The organism is Mangrovimonas yunxiaonensis, assembly GCF_000733475.1.
Classification (GTDB): domain Bacteria; phylum Bacteroidota; class Bacteroidia; order Flavobacteriales; family Flavobacteriaceae; genus Mangrovimonas; species Mangrovimonas yunxiaonensis.
This window is the reverse complement of record NZ_JPFK01000003.1, coordinates 145,460-171,678: the sequence shown is the minus strand read 5'-3', so window position 1 is coordinate 171,678 and position 26,219 is coordinate 145,460. Positions and strand designations below refer to the sequence as shown.

20 protein-coding genes are annotated in these 26,219 nt (G+C 40.8%); 11 read left to right on the top strand and 9 right to left on the bottom strand.

Going from position 1 to position 26,219, the window contains the following annotated elements:
- The first annotated feature begins 221 nt into the window (after positions 1 to 221).
- Positions 222 to 6,446 (top strand): choice-of-anchor L domain-containing protein, encoded by a 6,225-nt coding sequence (locus IA57_RS02930; protein ID WP_236625364.1) that lies wholly within the window; start codon positions 222 to 224, stop codon positions 6,444 to 6,446.
- Between the two features lie 15 nt (positions 6,447 to 6,461).
- On the top strand, positions 6,462 to 7,478 hold the full coding sequence (locus IA57_RS02925) for a PorP/SprF family type IX secretion system membrane protein (RefSeq protein WP_036119031.1): 1,017 nt from the start codon (positions 6,462 to 6,464) through the stop codon (positions 7,476 to 7,478).
- A 52-nt stretch (positions 7,479 to 7,530) separates the two neighbouring features.
- On the opposite strand, the gene IA57_RS02920 is transcribed toward IA57_RS02925, so the two are convergent.
- A complete protein-coding gene (locus tag IA57_RS02920; RefSeq protein WP_229730278.1) occupies positions 7,531 to 8,595 on the bottom strand; it encodes a vWA domain-containing protein in 1,065 nt (354 codons plus the stop codon).
- Between the two features lie 274 nt (positions 8,596 to 8,869).
- Between IA57_RS02920 and IA57_RS02915 the strand changes: the two genes are divergently transcribed.
- The 3 genes from IA57_RS02915 (at position 8,870) to IA57_RS02905 (ending at position 12,513) form a co-directional block, all read left to right on the top strand.
- Positions 8,870 to 11,047 (top strand): tetratricopeptide repeat-containing sensor histidine kinase, encoded by a 2,178-nt coding sequence (locus IA57_RS02915; RefSeq protein WP_084176714.1) that lies wholly within the window; start codon positions 8,870 to 8,872, stop codon positions 11,045 to 11,047.
- A 2-nt stretch (positions 11,048 to 11,049) separates the two neighbouring features.
- Complete coding sequence (locus tag IA57_RS02910; protein WP_036119029.1) at positions 11,050 to 11,784, top strand: LytR/AlgR family response regulator transcription factor; 735 nt, start codon at positions 11,050 to 11,052, stop codon at positions 11,782 to 11,784.
- A gap of 210 nt (positions 11,785 to 11,994) precedes the next feature.
- Complete coding sequence (locus IA57_RS02905; protein ID WP_036119028.1) at positions 11,995 to 12,513, top strand: gamma carbonic anhydrase family protein; 519 nt, start codon at positions 11,995 to 11,997, stop codon at positions 12,511 to 12,513.
- Here IA57_RS02905 and murI read toward each other — a convergent pair.
- From murI to IA57_RS02865, 8 genes are all read right to left on the bottom strand, one after another.
- Positions 12,510 to 13,289, bottom strand: a complete 780-nt coding sequence (gene murI / locus IA57_RS02900; protein WP_036119026.1) for a glutamate racemase — start codon at positions 13,287 to 13,289, stop codon at positions 12,510 to 12,512. The genes IA57_RS02905 and murI overlap by 4 nt on opposite strands.
- Before the next feature lie 66 nt (positions 13,290 to 13,355).
- Positions 13,356 to 13,865, bottom strand: coding sequence for an OmpH family outer membrane protein (locus IA57_RS02895; protein WP_036119025.1), 510 nt, complete (start codon positions 13,863 to 13,865; stop codon positions 13,356 to 13,358).
- A 38-nt stretch (positions 13,866 to 13,903) separates the two neighbouring features.
- Positions 13,904 to 14,902: an OmpH family outer membrane protein gene (locus tag IA57_RS02890; protein ID WP_036119470.1), complete on the bottom strand. Its 999-nt coding sequence runs from the start codon at positions 14,900 to 14,902 to the stop codon at positions 13,904 to 13,906.
- Between the two features lie 178 nt (positions 14,903 to 15,080).
- The gene (gene bamA, locus IA57_RS02885) at positions 15,081 to 17,756 is read right to left on the bottom strand and encodes an outer membrane protein assembly factor BamA (RefSeq protein WP_084176709.1); all 2,676 of its coding nucleotides are present in this window, start codon (positions 17,754 to 17,756) and stop codon (positions 15,081 to 15,083) included.
- The gene (locus tag IA57_RS02880) at positions 17,689 to 18,429 is read right to left on the bottom strand and encodes an isoprenyl transferase (protein ID WP_036119023.1); all 741 of its coding nucleotides are present in this window, start codon (positions 18,427 to 18,429) and stop codon (positions 17,689 to 17,691) included. Before IA57_RS02880 ends, bamA begins: the two co-directional genes overlap by 68 nt.
- A gap of 1 nt (position 18,430) precedes the next feature.
- Positions 18,431 to 19,120 (bottom strand): type IX secretion system protein PorG, encoded by a 690-nt coding sequence (porG, locus tag IA57_RS02875; RefSeq protein WP_036119021.1) that lies wholly within the window; start codon positions 19,118 to 19,120, stop codon positions 18,431 to 18,433.
- Between the two features lie 99 nt (positions 19,121 to 19,219).
- Positions 19,220 to 20,101, bottom strand: a complete 882-nt coding sequence (locus IA57_RS02870) for an NAD kinase (RefSeq protein WP_036119019.1) — start codon at positions 20,099 to 20,101, stop codon at positions 19,220 to 19,222.
- 2 nt (positions 20,102 to 20,103) lie between these two features.
- Positions 20,104 to 20,763 carry a CBS domain-containing protein gene (locus IA57_RS02865; RefSeq protein ID WP_036119018.1) on the bottom strand — a complete coding sequence of 220 codons (660 nt, stop codon included), beginning with the start codon at positions 20,761 to 20,763 and terminating at the stop codon, positions 20,104 to 20,106.
- Positions 20,764 to 20,852: 89 nt separating this feature from the next.
- Here IA57_RS02865 and IA57_RS02860 point away from each other — a divergent pair, with 89 nt between their 5' ends.
- The 6 genes from IA57_RS02860 (at position 20,853) to clpX (ending at position 26,185) form a co-directional block, all read left to right on the top strand.
- Positions 20,853 to 21,566 carry a pyridoxine 5'-phosphate synthase gene (locus tag IA57_RS02860; RefSeq protein WP_036119016.1) on the top strand — a complete coding sequence of 238 codons (714 nt, stop codon included), beginning with the start codon at positions 20,853 to 20,855 and terminating at the stop codon, positions 21,564 to 21,566.
- Entirely contained in the window at positions 21,567 to 22,331 is a 765-nt protein-coding gene (locus IA57_RS02855) for an alpha/beta fold hydrolase (RefSeq protein WP_036119014.1), read from the top strand.
- 27 nt (positions 22,332 to 22,358) lie between these two features.
- Positions 22,359 to 22,700, top strand: a complete 342-nt coding sequence (locus IA57_RS02850; RefSeq protein WP_036119012.1) for a phage holin family protein — start codon at positions 22,359 to 22,361, stop codon at positions 22,698 to 22,700.
- Positions 22,701 to 22,817: 117 nt separating this feature from the next.
- Complete coding sequence (gene tig, locus IA57_RS02845) at positions 22,818 to 24,146, top strand: trigger factor (RefSeq protein ID WP_036119010.1); 1,329 nt, start codon at positions 22,818 to 22,820, stop codon at positions 24,144 to 24,146.
- Between the two features lie 99 nt (positions 24,147 to 24,245).
- Complete coding sequence (clpP, locus tag IA57_RS02840) at positions 24,246 to 24,920, top strand: ATP-dependent Clp endopeptidase proteolytic subunit ClpP (protein WP_036119008.1); 675 nt, start codon at positions 24,246 to 24,248, stop codon at positions 24,918 to 24,920.
- Between the two features lie 32 nt (positions 24,921 to 24,952).
- Positions 24,953 to 26,185, top strand: a complete 1,233-nt coding sequence (gene clpX / locus IA57_RS02835) for an ATP-dependent Clp protease ATP-binding subunit ClpX (protein ID WP_036119007.1) — start codon at positions 24,953 to 24,955, stop codon at positions 26,183 to 26,185.
- Positions 26,186 to 26,219: the final 34 nt, after the last annotated feature.

Genomic DNA, 26,219 nt, shown 5'->3' with positions numbered 1-26,219 from the left:
ATCTATTAACAATTTTAGTTGAAGAGTTTGTTAAAAAATCATTAATTTGCGTTTTTTTATTAATTGTGAAAAAATTAAGAGTAATGATGCCAAATTCTACTTATACTAATGGTTCTTCTGCAAAGAAAGTATGGCTGTTACCGATTTTTTGCCTTTTGTCAATAGTCGGTTTTGGTCAGGATCTTTTAATGCAAAGTGGAACCTTTAACCAATGTTCCGGGATGTTTTACGATTCTGGTGGGCCAGGAGCAACAACCGATTCGGGATTTTTTTACCAAAATGACGAAAATTATGTTATGACCATTTGCCCCGATGCCTCGGGAGACTTTATACAACTTACTTTTACAGAGTTTGCTACACAGCTAGGGGTGGACACCCTTACAATTTATGATGGCGATGATGTGACCGCACCCCTCATAGGGGTTTTTAGTGGGGGCAGTCCTGCTGATAACCCTGGGGTAATAACCGCGTCTCAAACCAACCCCACAGGCTGTTTAACCATAGAGTTTGTATCCGATTCAAACTTTAATGGCCCTGGATGGGCTGCAGAAATTTTATGTGGAACGGCCTGTCAAGACATTACGGCAAGTATCGATAGTACAACACCAGCCGCTGTAGATGGGGTAATTGAAATTCTTCCTGGCGAAACAGTTGATTTTTCAGGGAGTGGAACTTTTTCTGATGATAGTACAGGAGCAACCTATACGTGGAATTTTGGCGAAGGTGGGCCGCAAAACGGACAAAACGTTTCACATACATACAATACCTCTGGAGTGTATACGGTAACATTAACAGTTGCCGATCCCAACCCAACGGGCTGTTCAGACACTACAACGGTTGAGGTTCATGTTCTTTCCGATTTCGTAACCGTAGATACTAATGCCTATACAGAATTACAACTGGTAGAAGATGTGCTTATTAATAGTGGGTGTGCTTCCATAGCAAACCTTGCTTACCAAGGAGGCGCCAACTCACAAGGAATAGCTTATTTTAATAAAAGTGGGTCCGATTTTCCTTTTCAGGAAGGAATAATATTGTGTACAGCACCAGCCGAAGACGCCGAAGGACCTGCGACAGGAACTATGGCAGCTGGGAATTGGGCTGGAGATGCAGATTTGTTTAACTACATGCAAGGCCTAGGGATAGATCCAGGCTTAACAAGTTATAACGATGCTGCATGGATGGAGTTCGACTTTATACCATTGGCCAATGAAATTAGTTTTAATTTCCTTTTTGCCTCTGATGAATATGGAGGTTACCAGTGTCAATTTTCAGATGCCTTCGCATTCTTTCTAACAGATTTATCAACAGGTGTGACCACCAATTTAGCGTTAGTTCCTGGAACCACAGATCCAGTATCCGTAATTACGGTAAGGGACAATGCGCATAATCCTGGTTGTGCTTCCGTAAACCCCGAATTTTTCGATGTGTATTATGGTGGTACAGGAGCACTTGCAGCTACGGCTCCAATAAATTTCAACGGGCAAACAGTGCCCATGACAGCCTCTTCAACCGTTGTGCCTAATAACACATATAGAATTAAATTAGTAGTAGCCGATAGAAATGATAGTATTTTAAACTCGGCTGTTTTCTTAGAAGGAGGAAGTTTTAATTTAGGAGGTGATTTGGGCGATGATATTACGATTGCAGCATCCAATACCGTTTGTTATGGCGATAGTATTGTTCTAGATACCGAAATTGTAGGCGCCGATGGGAGCCACATATGGTATTTGGGCGACGATGTTATCCCGGGAGAATCCAACTCGACCCTTACAGTAACAGAGCCTGGAGACTATACGGTAGAGGTTGTTTTATCTGCCGATTGCCAAATGACAGATACAGTAAGTGTTGAGTTTTATCCAAACCCTATTATTGAATCCCTTAACAACCTATTTTTATGTAACCCAGGAGCAGCTCCTTATATTTTCGACCTAACAGAAAATACGCCCTTAGCAATAGGAAGCCAGCCCAATGCCGCCGATTTTGAAGTAACCTACCACAACGATTTAACCGAAGCAGAAACAGATGTAGCGGCAATTACAACCCCAGACAATTACTCAGGAACCGATGGTGAGATAATATACATACGTATCGATTACCCTGGATCAGATTGCTACGAGACGTCATCTTTTACATTAAACATAACACCAGAGCCCACGATAAACCCAGTGGGTGATTTAGTGCAATGTGATGATCCGAGTAGTGATGGCATCGCAGACTTCGATTTAGAGAGTCAATCGGCCACAATTTTGGGAGCGCAGCCCTCAAGTGATTTTGTGGTGACCTATTACGACAGTCAAACTTCGGCAGATGCTGGTACAGGCTGGTTAAGTAGCCCGTTTGCGAGTTCCGGTCAGCCCATCTGGGTGCGTGTGGAACTGGCTAGCGATGCCAGCTGTAGCAATGTGTCTGTAGGACCGCTTTTCAATTTGGTTTTAAACCCAGTCCCCGAGATTTTACCGGAGACCCAGACCATCTGTGACAACGTCGCCCCTGGCGATGACGGTTTTGGGACGTTCGACCTGACCCTATCCGAGGGCGGGATTTTAAACGGCCTGATAGCCGCAGACCATGCGATTACTTACTACGAAGATGAGACAGATGCCGAGACAGGCCCAGGTACGCCAAGCGAGATATTAACACCAACGGCTTATACCAATACCACAGCAACCACGCAAACGGTTTATGTACGTGTTGAGAATATTACCACAAACTGCCACAGTGTAACCGAACTGGCCCTTCAGGTAGACCCTCTGCCGGTAATCACCGCATTAAGCACCAACACCGATATCTGTAGCGGTGCCGATGCCATCTTTACCATCACGGGAGCACCAGGCGATGTCGTGGATTATACCGTAAACGGAGGCGCTACCCAGCAAGTTACCCTAGACGCCACTACAGGCGAGGGAGTGGTAACCGTAGCAGGTGCCACAATGGACCAAACCATTACACTAACCCAAGTAACTAACCCTACAACGACCTGTAGCAGCAGTTTAACAGACACAGCAACAGTAACAATAGTACCTTTGCCAAGCATTACCTCCTTAACCACCAACACAGACATTTGTAGTGGTTCGGATGCGATCTTTACAATAACCGGTACACCAGACGATGTTGTAGATTATACTATTAATGGCGGTGCCACCCAACAAGTTACCCTAGACGCCACCACAGGCGAGGGGCTTGTAACCATAGCAGGTGCCGTTTCAGACCAAACAATAACGTTAGAACTAGTTACAAGCCCAGCAGGCTGTAGCACCCCATTAACCGATACGGCTACAATAACAGTAAACCCCAACCCAACAGCCACAGTGGTGGCCAATGGCGATATCTGTCCTAACGGCGACGCCTCGTTTACCATCACGGGCGATGCTGGCGATGTTGTAGACTACAACATTAATGGCGGTGGGAGTGTTCAAGTAACCTTAGATGCCGCAGGAGAAGCCATAGTTACGGCAGCTGCTGTAACGGTAGACCAAGTCCTTACCCTAGAGCAGGTAGAGAACCTTGGAACAACATGCTTAAGTATGTTAACAGCCTCGGCCACGGTTGTGGTTAACCCATTACCAACCCTTGTGGCCCCAACACCATTGGCTGTATGCGACGACAACATCCCTGATGGGATTACGGAGATGAACCTTACGGTAAAGAACAATGAGATTACCGGCGGCAATGCGGGTTATGTGGTAACCTACCACAACGACCTAGCCTCGGCTCAGATTGGCACCCCAGAAGTAGCCCCATCGGCTGCGGCCTATATTGGCACGAACGGCGAGGTGGTACACGTACGTGTAGAGAACGCCGCGACAGGCTGTTTCGATACAACCACACTTACCCTTGAAGTGGTGGGCGCTCCGGCGGCCAATGTTCCAGCAGACTTAGAATATTGCGATCCAGACAATGATGGTTTAGGAATCTTTGATTTAGACAGTACAATAAATGAGATTACCGGTGGCGATCCAACGTTGGATGTGACATTTCACCTAACACCAGAAGATGCCGCAAACGATGTGCTGCCCCAAAGCAGCCCGTTGTCAAACGTAGTAAACCAGACCATTCATGTTCGGGTAGACTATGTTAATGGCGCAACCAACTGCCCAACGATAGTTACCTTAAACCTAGTGGTACTGCCCACCCCCGAGATAGCCGACCCAGAGCCCTATGAGCTTTGTGATGACGACGGCACCGCAGACGGCATGACAACCTTTGCCTTGCCGACCATGGATGCCGAGATTTTAGATGGGCTAAACGCAGCAGACTATGAGGTAACCTATTACAGCCTAGTTTCCGATGCAGAGATTGGGACAACAGCCCCTTCGTACATTGCCACACCAGGCGCTTACACAAGCGGAACAACAACATTGGGCGTTCGTGTAGAAAACCTAGCAACAGGCTGTTACAGCACAACAACCCTAGACTTGATTGTTAACCCATTACCAGTACCGGTAACCACGGTAGAGGCCCTATCGCTGGCCATCTGTGACGATACCGACGCCAACGATGCGATTGCGACGTTCGACCTTTCCGGTCAGAGTGGCACCATCACCGGTGGGGTATCGAACTGGGCAGTGGACTACTATGAGACCCTTGCCGATGTGCAATCGGATACGCCTATAGCAGACTACACAGCCTATACAAACCCGATGCCAGCACCAATGACAATCTGGGTGAAGGTGACCAACACCGATACAGGCTGTTTCGACTTAACAACACTGACCCTAGAAGTAGATCCGTTGCCTACACCAGCCGACAGCGCAGACCTGTCTCCCATAGAATTATGTGACGACAATACCCCTGGCGACCTGGTAGAGACCTTCGACCTAACAATCAACGAACAAGCCGTATTGAATGGCGAGCCCAACGTAACGGTAAGCTACCATACTACTTTTTCGGGAGCCGCATCTGGGGACAGCTCTATTGCAGACCCAACAGCGTACCAGAACACAGATCCGGCAGAGACCATTTATGTGCGCGTTACAAACACAGGCGACCCCAACAATGCAAACGATATGGGCACAGGCTGTTATAACATCACCTCGTTCGAGATTATGGTACACCCACTTCCAGACGCCACCGCGGTGCTGGAAGATATGATTGCCTGTGAGGACAATACCGATGGCATATATACCTTCGACCTAACGGTTCAGGATGCGATTGCCTTGAACGGTCAGAGCGCTACGGACTTTGCGGTGACCTATTACGAGACCTTGGCAGCTGCAGAATCTGGCCTTGGCGGAATTGCAACCCCATCGGCTTATGCAAACAACAATGCCAACCCACAGGAGATCTTTGTAGCAATTAGAAACCTAACCACCGGCTGTGACGTGGTGGCGACCAGCTTCTTTGTAGAAGTACAAGAAGCCGCCAATGCCAATGCACTGATGCCATTGGTTAGCTGTGACGACAATATGGAATTTGATGGCAACCCGAGCAACGACTCAGTGATGTTCGACCTAACGACTCAGGATGCTACGGTTCTAGGAGCTCAAGCTGCTACCGACTATACGGTGACCTATTACGAGAGTGAAGCCGATGCACTAGCAGGCAGCAATGCCATAGCTGGAGCAACATCGTATTTCAATACCGTAAACCCACAGACCATCTGGGTACGTGTGGACAACGATACCAGACCAGAGGACATCTGCTATGAAGTGACCTCTTTTGACCTTCAGGTGAACCCAGTTCCGGCCTTTGTTCTAGAAGACACATACGTACTTTGTGTGGGCACGAACGGGACAGAAGTCATCAATGTACCGGTTATGGACACTGGACTAGATGCTACGCTGTACGCTTTTGAATGGACCGAAGCAGGTGACCCAGCAACCGTATTAAGTACAGACCCTAGCTACGAACCTTTAATAGGCGGCACCTATACCGTTTATGTGGAGGACTTGGCCACGGGTTGTAACAGCAGTCTTACAACCACGGTTATAGAGAGCGCTCCACCAGCAGTAACGGCAGAAGTGGCCACCGAGGCCTTTGCCGATACCCATGTTGTTGTGGCCACGGCCACGGGCAATAGCATCTATGAGTTTAGTATAGACCATGGGCCTTGGGTAAGCAACGGTACCAATACCTATACTTTTACCGATGTAGCCTTTGGCGAGCATGAGATAATGGTAAGAGATGCCAATGGTTGTGGTGTGTCTAGTACTACCGTATTTGTTATGGACTACCCGCTGTACTTTACGCCTAACAACGATGGATATAACGATACTTGGCAGATTGCCGGTATAGGCAACCAACTTAACGCTAAAATTTATATCTTTGATCGCTATGGCAAGTTATTAAAGCAGCTTAGCCCTACTGGAGCAGGTTGGGACGGAACCTTTAATGGCGAGCACATGCCTTCCAATGATTATTGGTTTACGGTAGAGTACCGCGAGCCAGGAGATATTAGTGGAAACACCAAGGAGTTTAAAGCACATTTCACATTGAAACGATAATATATACTTAACCTCATGAAATTAATAAACAAGATTTTTTTAACAGGAGTAATTTCCTTGCTAGGATTTTTTAATGCTCAATCGCAGGAAGGACTTCCGATATATTCTGATTATTTAACAGACAACTATTATTTAATACACCCATCAATGGCGGGTGCTTCAAATTGTGCAAAGGTTAGAATTACGGGTAGACAGCAATGGTTTGGAGATGATGATGCCCCAAGGTTATTAACGGCAAGTGCAAATGGTAGAATTGGCGATTCGCAATCTGGTATTGGTGCCATTTTGTATACCGATAAAAATGGATATCATTCGCAAACTGGCGGGTACATTACTTATGCTCATCATATTATGTTTTCGAGAAGTGATGTAGATTTAAACATGCTTTCTTTTGGATTAAGCGTGGGCGCTATTCAATATAAACTAGACGAAAGTGCTTTTATTAACGAGCCTTTTGATCCTATTATAGCTGGCGTAGACCAAAGTGCTACAAATTTTAATTTAGATTTTGGGTTTTCGTACCACTTGTATAATTTTTATGCGCATGCAACAGTTAAGAACATGCTTAAAAACGATGGTATAAACGCTAACGAAAATGGCCTTTTTGCCTATGATAACCCGCGTCAGTTTTTAGGCTCGGCAGGTTATGTGTTTGCAAAATATGGCAGCACTTGGGCTTTTGAACCTTCGGTGATGTTTCAGTACAAAGACGGTACTAAAGAATCTTCTATCGACATTAATGCCAAGGCATATAAAGAGCTGGAGTTTGGTAAACTTTGGGGAGGATTATCGTACAGAAGAAGTCTAGATGGTGCCGATTACTATGAAGGTAATGGCGTTAGCAGCCAAAAACTACAGTATATTACTCCTATTTTAGGAATAGATTACAAGCAATTTATGTTTGCCTATACCTACTCTTACCAAGCCAATTCGGTTGTTTTTAATAACGGAGGCTTTCACCAAATTACTTTAGGATTTAACTTTAATTGTAGAAAGGAACGTTACCACTGTAATTGTCCTGCAGTTAATTAACAATACAAAAAAGCCTTGGAAAAACACCAAGGCTTTTTCTTTTTATAGCATTTTACTCCCAGTTGCAATGCCTTTTTTTAGCTTGTTCTTTTATGGCACTTAGCATGGCCTTTTCTAATGGGTTATGGCTTTCTATGGTATGCGTTGTTAAGTAATCTTGCCTTTTTAGGTTTAAGGTTTTAATGTTGTCTTGAATATTAAGCCGCTTGTTGTACTGTTTTGTTATGTAGCGTGAAAGTTCTTTTTTGCTCATGTTTTGAAGCTGTTTAGGGAGGTTTTCCCGACTGATATCATTCAGGTTTATTTTATGTTCCATAACGGCATCGACCAAGTCCCAACTCGTATTTTTGTATGCATGAGAACTCTTGCTTAAAGCTCTGCTTACGGCATTGGCCTTGCTGTGGTTATAAGCATTCTGATCTTGTTTCTGTTGCCGGTTTAATTTTTCTGTGCCCCTGTGTCCGTATGGCATGTAGGTGTTGTTAAGTTGTTTGTTTTGGTCTAAGATTTCATTGTCATAGGGCGTTGCGATATGAACGGTCTCTTTATTATGGTTGATGGCTAGGTAATTCCCTTGGGTTAACTTAGCGGCATCTTCCCAATGCAATTGAATTCCTTGCGCATAATCCCCGCAAAAAATGGTGTTTATGGTAATGCCCTTTTCAATAGCATTTATGGCAGCATCCTGATAAGCAACTGCTCCTTGGTTGAACGGTTCATTCCCGGCAATGAAAATTAGATTGAGGTTGGATGAGCTTATTCCCCAGTCTAAATCGTTTAGGGAGGCTTGTATGGCGGCACCACAGTATTCATTTCCACCATTGGTGGTTAGGGAGAAAAGTTGCTCGGAGATGTCGTCTAAATCTTCACTAAAAGCCAAGACTTGTCTTAAATACCCTTTTTCCTTACTTAGGTTATCGTTGCCATATTCGTAAAGGGCAATTTGTAAACGAGGATGTTCGTCATGGCATTTTACATACGATAGCTGATTTACAATACGCCAGAGCTGGGCTTTAGCTTGATCGATTAAACCATCCATACTATTGCTGGTATCTAGCAGTAAAGCAACTTTTATAAATGTGGTAGTTTCTTTAGGTAGCGGAGTTTTATGCTCCATACTAAAGTTAAAAGACCTAGATGTGAAACTAGTAAGTAAAGCGATTAAACCGAGGTAATACGGCATGCGTTTCATAAGTTATTTTTGTTTTAAAGCTATCGTGGTTTTTTTAAAATAAAAAGGCACAATTAGCTAAGGCGCCATAGCATTTAGCAAACCATGACGCTAAATGAGTAAAGGCGCTTTTTTATTACGGCCAGGCGTAAAAAGTAGCAGCCTTTGGTTTTTTCAATACGCTAAAAGTGCGTATGTTTATAAAAGTGATTTTACATGTATGAAAACGCAGGTCATAAAATATTTGCTCTTGATGGGAGTTTGTTTTAATACTGGGCTTCTTATCGCTCAAGAAACTCTGTTTAAGAGTACCGTTGCGGAGGAAGCACATTTTACCATTGAAGGCCTTGTAAGAGAACGGGAAACCTTTACGCCCATTAGGCATGCTAGGGTAGATGTACAGGGCGGAGCTTCTGTAACGACCGACCGTTTTGGGGAGTTTAAGGTTAAAGCGAAAAAAGGCGATAGACTAACTGTATCGCACCCAAGCTTTAATACCGTTTTTTATATGGTTTATGGCAACGACAAAATTATTATTGATGTGGTCGCCGCTAGTCCTTCAGCTAATTTTGTAGATGACCAACAGCAAGCATTGGCCTTTGAACGGGGGCTAGATTCGGCTAGAGCCTATAAAAAGCAAGATGTCGAGAAAAGCCTTCGCTATGCTACAGAGGCCTTGGCCAAAAGCAATTCTAAAGCGCAGAATGCTATGGCCTACGAGGTTATAGCAGATATTTATTTTGAGTGGCAACAATACGATTTGGCCATTTCAAACTATAAAATAAGCTTACAAAGCAGAGGGCTTGCCAATGTTGAACTAAAGTTGGCTCAAGCTTACGAGCGAAACAAAAATTTTGAACAAAGCATTGAAGGGTTTAAAGCGCTAATGAACCAAACCCTTTCAACCTGGGAAACCATTGCGCTTTTTGAAGGCTTGGGCGATGCTTATTTGGGTAAGAAGGATTATACAAAAGCTGTAAACACCTATAAAAGTGGGCTGGATATAGCAAAAAAGCATTTGGTGTCTCCTAAAGTGACCGATTTAAATTCAAAAATCGCTAAGGCCTATACGCAAAGTGGGCAAATAGAAAAAGCAGAGCTTTTTTTCGATAATGCTCTAGAGTTGGCTTCGAAAGAAAATAAAAAAAGGGCTTTAGAAGAAAAAATAACCGTTGCCGATTTCCAACATACCAACCACGCTTTTGAAGCGGAAATTAAGTTGCGAAAGGAAGCCCTTCAGAACATAAGAGACATTGAAACCGATTCTGTAATTGATAACAAAAGTGCCCTAACACCACAAAAACAGAATTACAAAATAGGAAATGCCTATTTCTTAAAAAAAGATTACGACAGTGCTGTTAGTTACTTAGAGAAAAGTATAAAAGAAGCCGATGAAAAGGCCGATTTGGTTATTAAAAAAGACGCCAAGCGAAAGCTGTCGGAAGTTTATAGCCAAGCTGGGAACGATGAAAAAGCCCTAGAGGCTTATAAAGAATACACCGAGGTTGTAGAGGCGCTTTATGTTAAAAAAGAACAGGAAATTGTTCAGGCAGCAAAATTTAGCCGAGACATTGCAAACAAACAAAACAGGATCGCAAGTCTTGAAAAAGACCGCGAACTTTCTGAAAGTAAGTACCAACTCACATCCGAACGAAACAAGCGCCAACAGCTAGTAATTTACTCGCTTATAGGTGGCGTCATGCTTTTAATGGTTTTGGCTTATTTTATGTATAAGTACATCAAACAGCAACGCTTGGCCAATAACTTACTAGCCTTAAAATCGTTGCGAAGCCAAATGAATCCTCATTTTATATTTAATGCATTAAACTCTGTTAACAGCTTTATAGCTTTAAATGACGAACGAACCGCCAATAAATACCTAACCGATTTTTCTTTCTTAATGCGTGCCGTTTTAGAAAATAGCGAAGCCGATTTTATTCCGTTGAAAAAAGAGATGGAATTATTGCAGCTGTACACCAAACTGGAACATTTTAGGTTTAAGGACCAATTTGATTATGAAATTCTTGTAGCACCAGAAATTACTGTTGAAGACTATCAAATTCCGCCTATGCTATTGCAGCCGTTTATTGAGAATGCCGTTTGGCACGGGCTGCGTTATAAAACGCAAAAGGGCATGTTAAGGATTACGTTAGAGCAACTGGGTAAAAATGAGCTGCAAATTATTATTGCAGACAATGGTATAGGAAGGGAAAAGTCGAAAGCCCTAAAAACAAAGCACCAAGAAAAGCACAATTCAAAAGGGATGAGCAATATTAAAAAGCGGGTCGAGATTCTAAATAAAATGCACAAGGATAAGGTGGATGTTTATATAGATGATTTAGACCGTTTACAAGAAGATGTTGGTACTAAAGTCACCGTAATTTTAAAAAAGGATTAAACATGACGTTAAAATCGATTATTGTAGAAGACGAAAAGTCGAGTCGCGATATTTTAAAAAACTATTTAAACAAGTACTGCCCTAATGTAACGGTTTTAGGGGAAGCTGCAAATGTAAACGAAGCGTTGACGTTAATCAGGCAGTTGGATTTGGATCTGGTTTTTTTAGATGTAGAAATGCCTTTTGGAAATGCTTTCGATTTGTTGGAGAAGGTAGGCGACATTACTTTCGAAACAGTTTTTGTAACGGCCTATACACATTATGCTATAGAGGCTCTAAATGCCCACGCGTCGTATTACTTAATGAAACCTATTTCTATAGAGGAACTCATTAAAGCTGTTGATCATGTTACCGAAATTAAGCGCAAGGAAGATGCCTTGCACGGACAGGTGTTGGCTTCAAAATCGAACATGGTACATGGTAAAATAACCCTGCCGCAGCAGGATGGTTTTGAGGTTGTTAACACCAACCAAATTCTGTATTGTAAGGCAGACGATAACTATACCGAAATTTATTTAACGAACAACACCAAAAAAGTGGTTAGCAAAACATTAAAGCACATAGAAGAAACGTTAAAAGACTATACGTTTTCCCGGGTTCATAAAAGTTATTTGGTTAACGTTAATGAAATTGTAAAATATGTAAAGGGCAAGGGGGGAAGCGTTATCTTGAGTAATGGCAAGGAAGTTTTGGTGTCTGCCTCAAAAAAATCAGAGTTATTATCACATTTTAAATGACAAATTCCTGCGTAGGCAGGAATCTTATAAGATAAAAGAATACCATATAACATTTTTTAATCTGTAAAAGACAATAGCTTTAAAAGTAAAACGAGAAACCATTTTTGTTAAATTTATTAGTAGCTTCGTATTGCGATTTAAATAACCAAAGATTAATCAAAAAGGATTCTCAATTCAATAGATGAGATTCCTTTTTTCAAAGGAATTAGTATGCCTATTATAAAACCCGTAAATAAGATACATCCAGAAATCCCAGACGATTGCTTTATTGCAGAAAATGCGACTATTGTAGGCCAAGTTACTATGGGGGCACAATGCAGCGTGTGGTTTAACGCCGTTATTAGGGGCGATGTGCATACCATAAAAATAGGGAATAAGGTTAACATTCAAGATGGGGCCGTAATTCATGCGACGTATCAAAAATCACCAACAACCATTGGTAATAATGTGTCTATAGGCCATAATGCAATTGTTCATGGCTGTACCATTCACGACAATGTGCTAATAGGTATGGGGAGTATTGTTATGGATGATTGTATTGTAGAAAGCCATAGTATTATTGCTGCGGGAGCAGTAGTCACCCAACGAACAAGGGTAGAGTCGGGGAGTATTTATGCCGGAGTTCCGGCAAAGAAGGTTAAAGATGTTAGCCCCGAATTAATTGCTGGAGAAATAGACCGAATTGCAAACAACTACATTACTTATTCCAGTTGGTTTAAAGCAGATTAAAAGTCTAGATATTTAACGTTATACGTTTCGCCCAAAAGCTGTTTTATCACTTCTGGATTGCCATTGGTGAAAAATTCATTTTTGGGAGTGCTTATTTGGGTGTTTTCTAAGGCGTATTGCTTTAAAACGTTTTTGGTTTGTTTGGCCACAGCCTCTCCAGAATCGATTATTTTAACCGATTTAGGCAGAATATCCAGCAGTAAAGGCATTAAATAGGGGTAGTGGGTGCATCCTAAAACCAAGTAGTCTATATTGGCTTCTACCATAGGCAAGAGGTAGGCTTTAAGGAGGGCCTTCATTTCGTTGGATTGTATTTGGCCATTTTCAATCAACTCAACAATACCATCGCCATTTTGCTCTAAAATAGTAATGTTGTTTCCGTAAAGGGCGGCCGTGTTATGAAACAGCTCACTACTTAAGGTGCCTCGGGTTGCCAAAATACCAATGGTGTTGTTTTTGGTTTGTAGGGCCGCTGGTTTTATGGCGGGTTCTATGCCAATAAAAGGAATGTTGTAAGTGCTGCGAAGGGTTTTTATGGCATTGGTAGTTGCTGTATTGCAGGCCACAACAATAAGTTTACAGCCTTTGTTTATAAGTAACTCTGTGTTTTTTATGCTAAGTGCAATAATACTGTCTTTTCCTTTAGGGCCATAAGGTGCATTTTTACTATCGGCAAGGTATATGGTGTTTTCGTTGGGCAAATAGGCGTGGAGTTCTCGCCACACCGATGTGCCACCAACACCAGAATCGAATATGCCAATAGGTTTGTTACTCATAACTACAAAAATAAAAAAGCTGCCCAATAAGTGGCAGCTTTTAAGAGTTTCTTATGCTGAAATAGATTAAAAACCAAGTTCTTTCTTTACGTCGTCTAACAGGTTTTTACCATCAGCCATAATAACGCCACCACCTTGGGTAGAGTCTAAAACGTATTCAAATCCTTGGGCTCTGGCTACTTTTAAAATAGCGGCTTTGGCTTTTTCGGTAATTGGTTTTAATAAATCAAGCTCTTTCTTTTGCATGTCTTGTTGTGCTTGACCTCTGTATTGCTGAATGTTTTGTTGCATGGTTTGTAACTCTAAACCGCGTTTTTGGTTTTCCTCGTCGGTTTTGGTATCAACTTCAGCTTCGTATTGTTTGGCTTTGTTTTGATATTCTGTAATCATAGATTGAATATCTGCCTCGTAGGTTTTTCCTAATTTTTCAATTTCAGCCTCGGCAGCTTTGGTAGCTGGCATTAAAGAGATTAATTCTTGAGCATTAATATGTGCAACTTTACTTTGCGCTTGGGCAAATGCCATAGTTCCAATAAATAAGGCTGTTGTAAATAAAAGGGTTTTAAAATTTTTCATTGTTAAAATAGTATTAATGTGTGTTTGTGTTATAAAAATTAATTGTCTGGGCTTTCTTCTTCTTGTTGTTGTTCTTGCTGTTGTTGTTCGCGTTCTTGTTTAGCTTTTTCTCTTTCGTCTAGTATACGTTGCTTGCGTTCTTCAAGCTCTTGTTTTCTTTTGGCTCGGTCTTCTAACTTTTTTTGTCTGCGTTCTTCAAGAATTTCTTCTCTTGTTTTGGTGTTAGCATCATTATCGTCTTCACTTTTATTTGCTTCAACGTTATCGCCCTCTTCATTTTGTTGCTCCCGTTCTTTAAGCTTAGCTTCGCGTTCTTGTTGTCTTGCCGCAATAATGCTATCTCTTCTTTTTTGAATGGCCAACTTTTTTTCTTCGCGTTCGTCTAGAATTTTCTGGCGACGCTCATCGGCTGCGGCTTCTTTAGCTTCTAACTCCTCATTAATTTCAGGAAGCATTTCTTCTTCATCGGCTTCGCGTTTTTCGGCTCTAGATTGTGCTTGTTTGCGTTTGGCACTTCGGCTAATGCTTCTTATAACTTCGTCGCTAAAATCGAAACGATCTGCCGAGTAAAGCATAACAACATCGGCCGATTTATCGAAGACGAAGTCGTATTTTCTTTTTTCGGCCATGTCTTGTACCGCGGTAAAGATTTGGTCTTGAATGGGCTTGATTAATTGTTGTTTTTGTATGATTAAATCGCCATTAGGGCCAAAACGCTTTTGTTGGTAGTCTAAAATTTCCTTTTCTTCAAAAGCGATGTCTTCTTCACGTTCCTCTATAAGTTCTTTGGTTAAGAACGGTTTTTCGTTGCTTAAATCCTTTCTCTTTTGTTCAATCTCGCTTAGTTTGGCTTCTATTTCACCTTTCCATTTTTGAACTTTACCATCTAATTGAGCTGTGGCAGCTTGGTATTCTGGAATGTTCTCTAGGATGTATTCGGTATCGATATAGCCAATTCGTACGCCTCTTTGCGCTTGGGACTGGGTAAGGCCTATAAAGGAAAACACTATCAAGAAAAAAAGAACTTTTTGTGTCATTTGTATCATATTTTAATGATTTATGATTTGCTATACATTTTAAAACATGACCGCGGATTATTTAAACTCCACGCCAATATGGTGCATGTTACATTTCAAAATTAACGAAATTAATGTTGAAAAATTTCAAAATAGCGGTTTAAATAATCAAAAAGGTTAAAGAAAATATCGTGCCAAATTAAAATTGCTGTCCAATAATAAAGTGAGTTTCCCATCCGTTTTTGGTTAATCCTCCAGGAACAGGATCGAAACCATGTCCGAAATCGATACCCAATAAACCAAAGGCTGGCATGAAAATACGCAATCCTACACCTGCCGATCGTTTAATGTTAAACGGGTTGTAATCTTTAAAACTGTTGTAAGACGTTCCGCCTTCTAAAAACCCAAGGGCAAATATTTTAGCCGATTGGTTTAGGGTTATGGGGTATCTTAATTCTAAAGAGAATTTGTTGTAAATGGTCCCACCGTCGTTACTAACGTTGCCGTATTTATCAACGGGTTGGATAGATTGGTTGGGGTAACCACGTAGGGCAATGGCTTCTCTACCATCTAAGCTATACGAGCCTAGACCGTCTCCTCCTAAGAAAAATCTTTCGAAAGGAATAACGCCTCTGTCGTTGTTGTAAGCACCTAGGAACCCAAACTCTAAACTTGGTCTTAGAACTAATTTCTTGGCCAATTCGGTATACCAATCGGCTTTAAATTTAATTTTGTAAAACTCTAACCACTTAAAGCGTTCTTGGTCTATTTCGCCAACGCGATTACTGGCTTCGGTTCTTTGAGCGTCTGTATTATTAGCATCTGCAATAACATCTAACAGTTCGTTACGCTCGTCTTTTAGAGCGGCATAGTCTACATCGTTAAATAAAGAGTAGGGTATGGTAAGCTTGGCGCTTACAGAAAAGTTAGAGCCTCTAACAGGGTAAATGGGATCGTTAGCGGTATTGTTTCTAGTTAAGCCAACCGTATAGGCTAGGTTGTTTGAGTAACCATCGCCAAAGGTAAACAGCCCTGTGTTGTAATTTTTAAGGTTGTAATGCTGGAACGTTAACGCTTGCGACAGGGTAAAGAAATCGTCTGGCACGGTAAGTCTTTTAGCTAAACCAACGGTTACCCCTGTAATGTTAAAACGTTTGTCTCTATCGGCTTCTCGGCTTTGGTAGTCGTATAAAAACTGTTTGGTATGCGATAAAGATGTTGAAAATTGTACGGGTTTTTTACCGCCTAACCATGGTTCTGTAAACGAGAAGCTATACGTTTGGAAGAACTGGCTGGCTTGTAATCTTAAAGATAGCTTTTGGCCGTCTCCTCTAGGAACCGGTTTGTAAGCGTCTAGGTTTAAAATGTTTCTTAGGGAGAAGTTGTTAAACGACAGTCCTAAGGTACCAATAAAACCACCACCGCCGTAGCCACCTTGTAGTTCAATTTGGCTAGATCCAGTTTCGACAACAGCATATTCCAAATCGATAGACCCTTCGTTAGGGTTGGGGTTTAAAAAGTTGGTGCCTATTTGTTCGGCATCGAAAAAGCCTAACTGGCTTAATTCTCTAATGGTTCTTACAACGTTTGCTTTGCTGTATAATTGCCCTGGGCGCGTGTGTAGTTCTCTGTAGATCACGCGGTCGTTGGTTACTTCGTTACCAACTACAGTAATGTCGTTAAAATATACTGGTTTACCTTCTACAATTCGTATTTCTAAATCGATAACATTGCCTTCTGCACTTACTTCAACAGGGTTTATGGTAGAAAATAAATAACCGTTGTTTTGGTATAGGTTGGTAATGTCGAGTGCATCTGGTTTGGTTTCGTCCGATATGCGCTTTTCAAGAAGTACACCATTGTAGGTGTCGCCTTTTTTAATTCTTAAAAGGCGTCTTAGAGCGTCATCAGAATATACCGTGTTTCCAATAAAGTCGATGTTACCAAACGTATACAGCTCGCCTTCTTCAACATTTATGTGAAGCGCGATGTTTTTGCTGTCTAAAATTTCTAAGCTATCAGAAACAATTCTGGCATCTCTATAGCCGTTTTCTTTGTATTTGTCTATAACACTTTTAAGGTCGGTTTTGTAATCTGCTTCAATGTATTTCGAACGTTTAAACAGGCGGTACAGTTTCTTTTTCTTGGTGTTTTTCATGGCGGCACGAAGCTCGCTGTCCTTTAAAATGGCATTACCGTTAAATTGGATGCTTTTAACTTTAACCTTCTTGCCCTTGTCGATAAACACCGACATGTCTACTCTGGATTTTTGTATAGAGTCTTTTACCTCACGGGTGCTTACGGTTACCTTAGAGTTTAGGTACCCTTCTTTTTGGTATTTGTTTACCAAATAGTTTTTTGTGGTTGTGATAAGGTTTTCGGTTACTTTTACACCTTTATCAAGGTTGTTTTCTTCGATTACCTTTTCTTTTTTCGATTTTTTTATGCCTGTTATTTCAACCTGATTTAATTCTGGTAGGTCGCTTAATCTAATTTCTAGAAAAGCGGCACTTCCTTTAATCTCTTTAACATAAATTTCGATGTTGTTAAACAGGTTAGAGTTCCAGAGTTTTTTAATGGCCTTGCTAATTTCCTTGCCAGGAATTTTTATTTCTTGGCCTTTGCGCAGCTCGGAATAAGTGATTATGGTTTGTTCGCTAAAGGAGGTTTCTCCAGCTACGGTTATTTCTTCTATGATGTATTTTTGGCCTGTTTCGTAATTAAGTTCTTGTGCAGAAGTGTTAAGGCTAACAAAAAACAGAATGAAAAATGTAAGTGCTTGTAGTAATGTTTTCAATGATGTAATTTTAACTGATTTGCTCACTGGTTTTCCCAAAGCGACGTTCTCTATTTTGGTATTCGATAATTGCTTCATATAAATGCTGCTTGGTAAAATCTGGCCATAGTACTGGTGTAAAGTACAATTCGGCATAGGCAATTTGCCATAACAAGAAATTACTTATTCGCTGCTCGCCGCTTGTTCTTATTAGTAAATCGACGTCTGGCAAATTTTGCGTGTAAAGATGCTCATTTATAACTGATTCATCAATTTTTTCTGGAGAAATTATATTATTTTTAACTTTAAGGCTAATGTTCTTAATACTGTTGATCAATTCTTCCCTAGAACCGTAGCTTAAAGCAAGTGTTAGCGTCATTCTGTTATTGGCTTTGGTTTTTTCAATAACATAGTTAAGCTCGTCAAAAACTTTTTTGGGAAGTTGATTTAAAGCGCCTATAGCTTGTAACTTTATATGGTTGTCTTGAAGGGTTTTAATCTCTTTTTTAAGCGAGGACACTAAAAGTTTCATTAGGGTTTGCACTTCTAGTTTTGGCCTGTTCCAGTTTTCGGTAGAGAAGGCGTAAAGTGTTAGATTTTCTATACCTAGTTCGGCACAAGCCTCTACGGTTTGTCTTACCGATTTTGTGCCATTTTCGTGGCCAAAAGCCCGAAGTCTGCCTTTTTGTTTTGCCCATCGCCCATTACCATCCATAATTATGGCTAGGTGCTTAGGTAGCTTTTTGGTGTTTATGTGCTCTTTTAAACTCATATTAAAAAACGCAGAAACAAGGTTTTCTGCCAAAGGTGTATGTTAGTGTTAAGCCAGTAAACATATACCAGTCGTTATTGTTTGTGTTTCCAAAAGCTATGGGGTGTTCGTTATCGAAATCGGGTACGCTGCCGTCAATCTCATCAGAGAACGTGTATCTGGCACCCACTTCAAAACCAATCACGAAATGTTGCATAAACCTTGCCTTAATACCTAGAACCATAGGGATGCCAAAGGCTAGGCTAGTGGTGTTTTCGGTTATTTTTCTGCCTTGGTGATTAAAAAAGAAATTGTCGTGATGGGCTACAGAAATACCAGAAAACAGATATGGGGTTATTTTGTTTCGACCATCGTGCAAATCGAAATCCAAAAAAGTAAATTCTAAACCTAGGGAAGCTTCGATAATGTCATTTTCAAAATTATAACCTCTTTCAAGTCTTCTGGGGTCGTCACTATCTAGATCGTCCCCTTCAAGGTTAGAGTAGAGTAGTGAAAAACGGAAGGCATGCCTTGGGCTTCTGTTCCATTTGTACAGTCCACCAAAAACGGGACTGTTAGGCGCAATGTAGGTGGTTGCACCAACATCGCCAATAAAGTTGCTACCACCAATAAAAACACCTATTTCGTGGGTTTGTGAAACGGTGCTTTTAATAGAAAAAACAATAAATATGATTACAATAAGATGTCTCATATGCTTTTGAAAGTTTGCAAATATAATAAATAAGATTAGCCTATAACAATTTGATTGGAATAGTATTACGATAAAACAAATTTTACAAGGAATTATTGCCTAATTGCGGCGATCTTCTCCCCAAAGAAGCTTTTTTCGCAGGGTGTCTAAGAAACTTTCGTTATGCAGTTCGATCATTTTTATTTTAAAAGGCGCCTTTTTTATGGTTAGTACGGCATCGTTGTTAAGCGTGGCAAGTCTAGAGTCTAACGAGACAAGATAATGCTCTTCGCGCCCGGCAACTTTTAATTCGATTTCGGTAGAATCGGTTATAACCAATGGTCTAGCGTTTAAGTTGTGTGGGGCTATGGGGGTTAATATCAGGCTTTTTGTGGTAGGGGCAATTACTGGGCCGCCACAGCTTAAGGAGTATCCGGTAGATCCCGTTGGTGTAGAGACGATTAACCCATCGCTCCAATACGAGGTGAGGTACTCGCCGTCGAGCTTTGTGGCAACGGTAATCATAGATGTGGTGTTTTTACGGCTAATGGCAATTTCGTTTAGGGCAAAATTAAGTTCTGTCAGATCTGGGTGTTCGGGGGTGGTGTGTATTTGCAGCAGGCTTCTTTCCGAAATTTTATAGTTTCCGGTTAGAATATCGTCCATGGCCGCTGGGATGTTCTCGTTTTGTATGGTTGCCAAAAAACCAAGCCTGCCCGCATTAATGCCCACAATAGGAATGCCTAGGTTTTTTACATGGGTAATGGCTCTTAGTATGGTGCCATCGCCTCCAATGCTTATTAGCAGGTCGTAACTGCTGTCTAGGGTTTTAAACGTGTTAAGGGATTTAATGTCTAGCTTGTTGGTATGCTGGTTAATGGTGTTAAAGAAGGTTTCTTCTATAAAAACATGGCATGCCTTTTTGCTTAAATAGGAAAAAAGAATGTTTATAGCCTTATCGGCATTTTTATGGAAAAACTGTCCAAATATGGCTATTTTCATGATTAGATGTTTAGGTATTTTTTAAGGTATTCCGAGCGCTCTTTTAGGCTTTGTATGTAGGAGTCCTCTTCATGGCCAGATACTATGTTGTAGCTGTACCGTCTAAAGGTTTGCATAATGTCGTTAAGCCCAGAATTACCAATTTTAAGGGTGATTTGTACCAAATCGTTTTCAATTTTTGAAATAAAAGCCCCAAGTAATTTGCCGTCGTTCGACTCTACAATCTGGCTTATTTCACTAAACGAATAGTCGTTTATGCCTTTTTCAACAATTAAAATCCCACCCATTTCGGCAAAAAATGGAGTTTCGTTAAACAGGGTGATAATATCGTTTAGTTCGTAATACCCTAAATAGTTGTTGTTTTCGCTTAAAACAGGCATAATGTTGGCGTTGCTTTGGGCAAATGCCTCTAAAACATCTAGCCAAACGGTGGTGTTCCTTACAAAAAAGCCTTCAACAGAGTGTATGTATTCTACAATTTCCTTATCGCCATCGTAGCAATGTACATCGGTTTCAGACAGGCAGCCTATGTATTGCCCTTCGGTATTTTTAACAGGAATATGCGAATAGGTCAATTGGTTAAAAAGCAATTGAACATCGGCGATTTTGTCCTTTGTAGTAAAGGGTTTAATATCGTTAATTATGTATTCCTTTAAATTCATATTAGGGGTTTAAGCTTTTGCAAATTAATTAAAAAATGCTACAATAAGCGTGTACGACTTTGTATTTTTGTAACTATAAAATAGGAAAAATGACAAAACTTAGTGTAAACATAAATAAGGTAGCCACTCTAAGAAACTCCAGAGGAGGCAATGTGCCCAATGTGGTTGCGTTTGCTAAAGATGTTCAAGGGTTTGGTGCGCAGGGCATTACTATACACCCTAGGCCAGACGAGCGTCACATTAAATACCAAGATGCATACGATTTAAAGCCGGAAGTATATACCGAATACAATATAGAAGGAAACCCTATTGATACGTTTACCCAAATGGTTCTGGACATAAAGCCAACACAGGTAACCTTGGTGCCCGATGCGGTTGATGCATTAACCAGTAATGCTGGCTGGGACACCATAAAGCATAAAGATTTTTTAATTGAAAAAATACAGGAGTTTAAACAAAACGGTATTCGCACTTCTATTTTTGTCGACCCCGATGTTAAGCAAATAGAAGGCGCCAAAGCAACTGGTGCCGATAGAATTGAATTGTATACCGAAAGTTATGCGCATGATTATGCACAAGGAAACAAAAAAGCTATAGCGCCGTTTATAGCCTGTGCCGAGCTGGCTAACCAACTGGGCTTGGGGGTTAATGCAGGGCACGATTTATCGTTAGAAAACATTAAGTTTTTTAAGGAAAACATCCCTGGGCTGTTAGAGGTTTCTATAGGGCATGCCTTAATTTCAGAAAGCTTGTATTTAGGGGTGGAGAATGTAATACAAATGTATTTAAACAAGTTAAAGTAAATGGAACTTCATGCAAATGTTATGGGGCAAGGCACCCCGTTTGTTATTCTGCACGGGTTTTTAGGTATGGGCGATAACTGGAAAACCCATGCCAAGCAATTGGCAGAAGATGGCTATCAAGTGCACCTAATAGACCAGCGCAACCACGGTAGAAGCTTTCATAGCGATGTGTTTAATTACGATGTGTTGGCACAGGATTTAAAAACTTACTGCGATACGCATGGTTTAAGCAATATTATTTTACTTGGCCATTCCATGGGGGGTAAAACTGCCATGTTATTTGCTGTTGATTACCCCCAATACGTCTCAAAATTAATTGTGGCCGATATTTCCCCGAGATTTTACCCCGTTCATCACGACCGGATCTTAGAGGGGCTGTCCCGTTTGGATTTTACTGAAATTAAAAGCCGGGGCCAAGCAGACAAAGTCCTTTCAAACTATGTGTCAGATTTTGGAACACGGCAGTTTTTATTAAAAAACCTCTATTGGAAAACCAAAGGGCAGTTGGCACTACGTCTTAACTTGCCTGTTTTAAAGGAACACGTAGGCGAAGTGGGCGAGGCCTTGCCCATGCAGGTTAAATTTGAAAAAGACACCTTGTTTTTGCGAGGCGACAAGTCGGAGTATATCTCACCACAAGACGAGGCTTTAATACACACCCATTTTCCAAAGGCCGTAATAAAAACGATTGAAAATGCCGGTCACTGGCTGCATGCCGAAAACCCAAAAGATTTTTATACAGCAGTAATCCAATTTATTTCTTAACTTTAAGAAACCCAAAAAAGCAAGCAAATGAAATTAATCTTAAAATTATTACTCAATGCCTTGGCTGTGGTGCTGTTGTCTAAATTGTTATCGGGGGTGCATGTAGACAGTTACCTAACGGCAACTATTGTAGCCTTGGTCCTGGCGGTTCTCAATCTGTTTGTTAAACCCATTTTAGTGATACTTACCCTGCCGGTAACCGTTGTAACTTTTGGAATTTTCCTGCTGTTTATCAATGCGTTTATCATTCTTATAGCAGACAATCTTATCGCGGGATTTTCTGTAAGTAGTGTTTGGATTGCCATCCTTTTTAGTGTGCTGTTATCCATCCTACAATCCATCCTTCATTCGCTTTTAAAAGACGATTAAAAATAGGCTGAATTTCAATACGTTAAAAACTTTGTTGGGATGCAAAAAAAGTTATACTTTTGCATCCCTTTTTAATTAAAAAATACAAGCGCCAATTTGGCTATATAATTTTCGAGCATGAACATTACAAGAGAAAACATTGATGCATTAAATGCGGTCGTAAAAGTTGACATCCAGAAAGCAGATTATAACGATAAGGTAGAGAAAATCTTATCAGATTATAGAAGAACAGCTAACATTCCCGGTTTTAGAAAAGGACACGTGCCTATGGGAATGGTAAAGAAGCAATACGGCAAGGCAGTATTGGTAGATGAGGTTAACAAGCTTTTACAAGATGCCTTAAACAAATATCTAACCGAAGAAAAGTTAGATGTGTTAGGGCAGCCACTACCAAAACCACAAGATCATATTGATTGGGATGCCGAAAAGCTAACGTTTGAGTTCGAGCTAGGGTTAACGCCAGAGTTTGAAGTTAACATCAAGCCTAAAAAAGCCATTACCCATTACAATATTGTAGCTGGAGATAAGATGATTAATGAGCAAGTTGAAAATATCCAGAAGCAATACGGCAAGCTAGTATCGCAAGATAAAATTGAAAAAGAGAGCGAAGTTACGGGAACATTCAAAAATGAAGCTCGCGAAATCGAGAACACAGTAACGTTAACATTAGATAAGTTTAAAGGTAAAGCCACAGAAAAGAAGTTTATTGGCGCCAAGCCAGGCGATGTTATCGCACTTAACACAAAAGGCCTTTACAGCGACGATCACGAGTTAATGCACGCGCTTAAGCTAACCCATGATGAGGTACATGATTTAGATATAGATGTAACCTTTACAGTAACCGAAATTAATGAGCGCCAATTAGCCGATTTAGATCAAGATTTGTTCGATAAGCTTTTTGGTAAAGACGTTGTAACTAGCGTTACCGAACTTAAAGATAAAATAAAAGAAGATGCCGAAAAGCAATTCAAGCAACAGGCAGACCAAAAATTATTGAACGATGTTACAGAATATTTAGTAGATAATACCAAATTTGACTTACCAGCCGAGTTCTTACAAAAGTGGATGCAAACCGCAGGCGAAAAAGAATTGGACGAAGCAGAAGCAAAAGAAGAGTACGAAAAGTCTGAAAAAAGCTTGCGCTACCAACTAATAGAAGGAAAGCTAATTGTCGATAACGACATTAAGGTAACCATGGACGATATTAAAGACCATGCAAAACAAATGATTAAAGCGCAAATGGCACAATTTGGCCAAATGAATCCTTCAGAGAAAGAGTTAGACGATATCGCTGCTAGAGTTTTATCTAACCAAGATGAAGCCAGACGCATTTCAGAGCAAATCATTAGCCAAAAATTGTTAGAGCTTTACAAGGAAAAATCAAACCTTAAAACCAAAGAGGTTACTTACGATGAGTTTGTAAAAGAGGTTTATGGCGATAAATAATCCACTAAGCTTTAAAAAAGAATAATTGCTTATATTTAGGCGTTGAAATTTTTTAAGGTTTCAACGCCTTTTTATTTTATAAAAACTCAATAAACAACTATGAATTACGCAAAAGAATTTGAAAAGTTCGCTATAAAAGACCAAGGTGTAAGCAGCACGTATTACAATAAAATTGTAAGCAGCATGTACCCTGTAGGTCTAACACCTAACATTATTGAAGAGCGCCAAATGAATGCCGTTGCCATGGATGTGTTCTCCCGTTTAATGATGGATCGCATTATTTTTTTGGGAACCGGTATAAACGACCAAGTGGCAAACATTGTTCAGGCACAGCTGCTATTTTTAGAAAGCACCGATGCTTCAAAAGACATTCAAATCTATATCAACTCGCCAGGAGGAAGTGTGTATGCCGGGTTGGGGATTTACGATACCATGCAGTTTATTAAACCAGATGTGGCAACCATTTGTACAGGTATGGCAGCCTCTATGGGTGCAGTGTTGCTTTGTGCAGGAGCTCATGGCAAGCGCAGCGGGTTAACCCATTCGCGTGTTATGATTCACCAACCACTTGGAGGCGCACAAGGGCAAGCCAGTGATATTGAAATTACAGCTAGGGAAATTTTAACCTTAAAAGAAGAACTGTATAAAATCATCAGTAAGCATTCGGGGCAAGATTACGACAAAGTGTATGCCGATAGTGATCGTGACTATTGGATGAAAGCAGATAAAGCAAAGGAGTACGGTATGATAGACGAGATTTTAACCCGTAGCTAATCGTGCTTTAAAGAAAACAAGAATAAAATTTTATGGCAAAAGAAGAATTAGAATGTTCGTTTTGTGGTAGGAAAAAGCCAGAAACCAATTTGTTGATCGCCGGTTTAGATGCGCATATTTGCGACCGCTGTATCGAGCAAGCTCACGGCATTGTTCTGGAAGAATCCAGACAGTCCGATAATAGCGACCTTAGCGCCGAGCTTGTATTGCGAAAACCACAAAAAATAAAAATCTTTTTAGACGAGTATATTATAGGTCAAGAAACGACCAAAAAAATCATGTCGGTAGCCGTTTACAACCACTACAAAAGGTTGTTACAAACCCCTACCGATGACGATATTGAAATCCAGAAGAGCAATATTGTAATGGTGGGCCAAACAGGAACCGGAAAAACCCTTATAGCCAAAACCATAGCCAAAATGCTTAACGTGCCTTTGGCCATTGTAGATGCTACGGTACTAACCGAGGCGGGTTATGTGGGTGAAGATGTAGAGAGCATTTTAACCCGATTGTTACAAGCCGCCGATTACAATTTGGACAAAGCCCAAAAAGGCATTGTGTTTATAGACGAAATCGACAAGATTGCCCGTAAAAGCGACAACCCATCCATTACAAGAGATGTTTCGGGTGAAGGTGTGCAGCAGGCTTTGTTAAAACTATTGGAAGGAACTGTTGTTAATGTGCCGCCAAAAGGCGGGAGAAAACACCCCGACCAAAAGTTTATTGAGGTTAATACCGAAAACATTCTGTTTATTGCAGGAGGGGCCTTCGATGGGATTGAAAAAATTATATCCAAACGTCTAAACATGCAAGCGGTTGGGTATAGTGCTTCAAAATCGGAAGAGGTTATCGACCAGGAGAACATGTTGCAGTACATTATTCCTAAAGACTTAAAGGATTTTGGATTAATCCCTGAAATTATAGGGCGTTTACCAGTGTTAACACACATGAATCCGTTAGACGATAAAACCCTTAGAGCCATTTTAACCGAGCCTAAAAATGCCATTATCAAACAGTACAAAAAGCTGTTTGAAATGGACGAGATAGCATTTAGTATTACCGATGGAGCCTTAGACTTTATTGTAGAGAAGGCCGTAGAGTATAAATTAGGTGCAAGGGGACTTAGGTCGTTATGTGAAGAGATTTTAACCGACGCCATGTTTGAAATGCCTGGTGGCGATGAAAAAGAACTGAAAGTAACCAAGGCCTATGCCGAGGATAAGTTGTCGAAAACAACGCTTAAAAAGTTGAAAGCAGTTTCTTAGATAACAAAAAAAGCAGTAAAAAGTCTACTTAATT

What these genes read in the sequence shown, in the direction of transcription:
- IA57_RS02930 (WP_236625364.1), top strand. Translation starts at nt 222, where the DNA reads ATGTTTTACGATTCTGGTGGGCCAGGAGCAACAACCGATTCGGGATTT.
- IA57_RS02925 (WP_036119031.1), top strand. Translation starts at nt 6,462, where the DNA reads ATGAAATTAATAAACAAGATTTTTTTAACAGGAGTAATTTCCTTGCTA.
- IA57_RS02920 (WP_229730278.1), bottom strand. Translation starts at nt 8,595, where the DNA reads ATGGAGCATAAAACTCCGCTACCTAAAGAAACTACCACATTTATAAAA.
- IA57_RS02915 (WP_084176714.1), top strand. Translation starts at nt 8,870, where the DNA reads ATGAAAACGCAGGTCATAAAATATTTGCTCTTGATGGGAGTTTGTTTT.
- IA57_RS02910 (WP_036119029.1), top strand. Translation starts at nt 11,050, where the DNA reads ATGACGTTAAAATCGATTATTGTAGAAGACGAAAAGTCGAGTCGCGAT.
- IA57_RS02905 (WP_036119028.1), top strand. Translation starts at nt 11,995, where the DNA reads ATGCCTATTATAAAACCCGTAAATAAGATACATCCAGAAATCCCAGAC.
- murI (WP_036119026.1), bottom strand. Translation starts at nt 13,289, where the DNA reads ATGAGTAACAAACCTATTGGCATATTCGATTCTGGTGTTGGTGGCACA.
- IA57_RS02895 (WP_036119025.1), bottom strand. Translation starts at nt 13,865, where the DNA reads ATGAAAAATTTTAAAACCCTTTTATTTACAACAGCCTTATTTATTGGA.
- IA57_RS02890 (WP_036119470.1), bottom strand. Translation starts at nt 14,902, where the DNA reads ATGACACAAAAAGTTCTTTTTTTCTTGATAGTGTTTTCCTTTATAGGC.
- bamA (WP_084176709.1), bottom strand. Translation starts at nt 17,756, where the DNA reads ATGAAGCAATTATCGAATACCAAAATAGAGAACGTCGCTTTGGGAAAA.
- IA57_RS02880 (WP_036119023.1), bottom strand. Translation starts at nt 18,429, where the DNA reads ATGAGTTTAAAAGAGCACATAAACACCAAAAAGCTACCTAAGCACCTA.
- porG (WP_036119021.1), bottom strand. Translation starts at nt 19,120, where the DNA reads ATGAGACATCTTATTGTAATCATATTTATTGTTTTTTCTATTAAAAGC.
- IA57_RS02870 (WP_036119019.1), bottom strand. Translation starts at nt 20,101, where the DNA reads ATGAAAATAGCCATATTTGGACAGTTTTTCCATAAAAATGCCGATAAG.
- IA57_RS02865 (WP_036119018.1), bottom strand. Translation starts at nt 20,763, where the DNA reads ATGAATTTAAAGGAATACATAATTAACGATATTAAACCCTTTACTACA.
- IA57_RS02860 (WP_036119016.1), top strand. Translation starts at nt 20,853, where the DNA reads ATGACAAAACTTAGTGTAAACATAAATAAGGTAGCCACTCTAAGAAAC.
- IA57_RS02855 (WP_036119014.1), top strand. Translation starts at nt 21,567, where the DNA reads ATGGAACTTCATGCAAATGTTATGGGGCAAGGCACCCCGTTTGTTATT.
- IA57_RS02850 (WP_036119012.1), top strand. Translation starts at nt 22,359, where the DNA reads ATGAAATTAATCTTAAAATTATTACTCAATGCCTTGGCTGTGGTGCTG.
- tig (WP_036119010.1), top strand. Translation starts at nt 22,818, where the DNA reads ATGAACATTACAAGAGAAAACATTGATGCATTAAATGCGGTCGTAAAA.
- clpP (WP_036119008.1), top strand. Translation starts at nt 24,246, where the DNA reads ATGAATTACGCAAAAGAATTTGAAAAGTTCGCTATAAAAGACCAAGGT.
- clpX (WP_036119007.1), top strand. Translation starts at nt 24,953, where the DNA reads ATGGCAAAAGAAGAATTAGAATGTTCGTTTTGTGGTAGGAAAAAGCCA.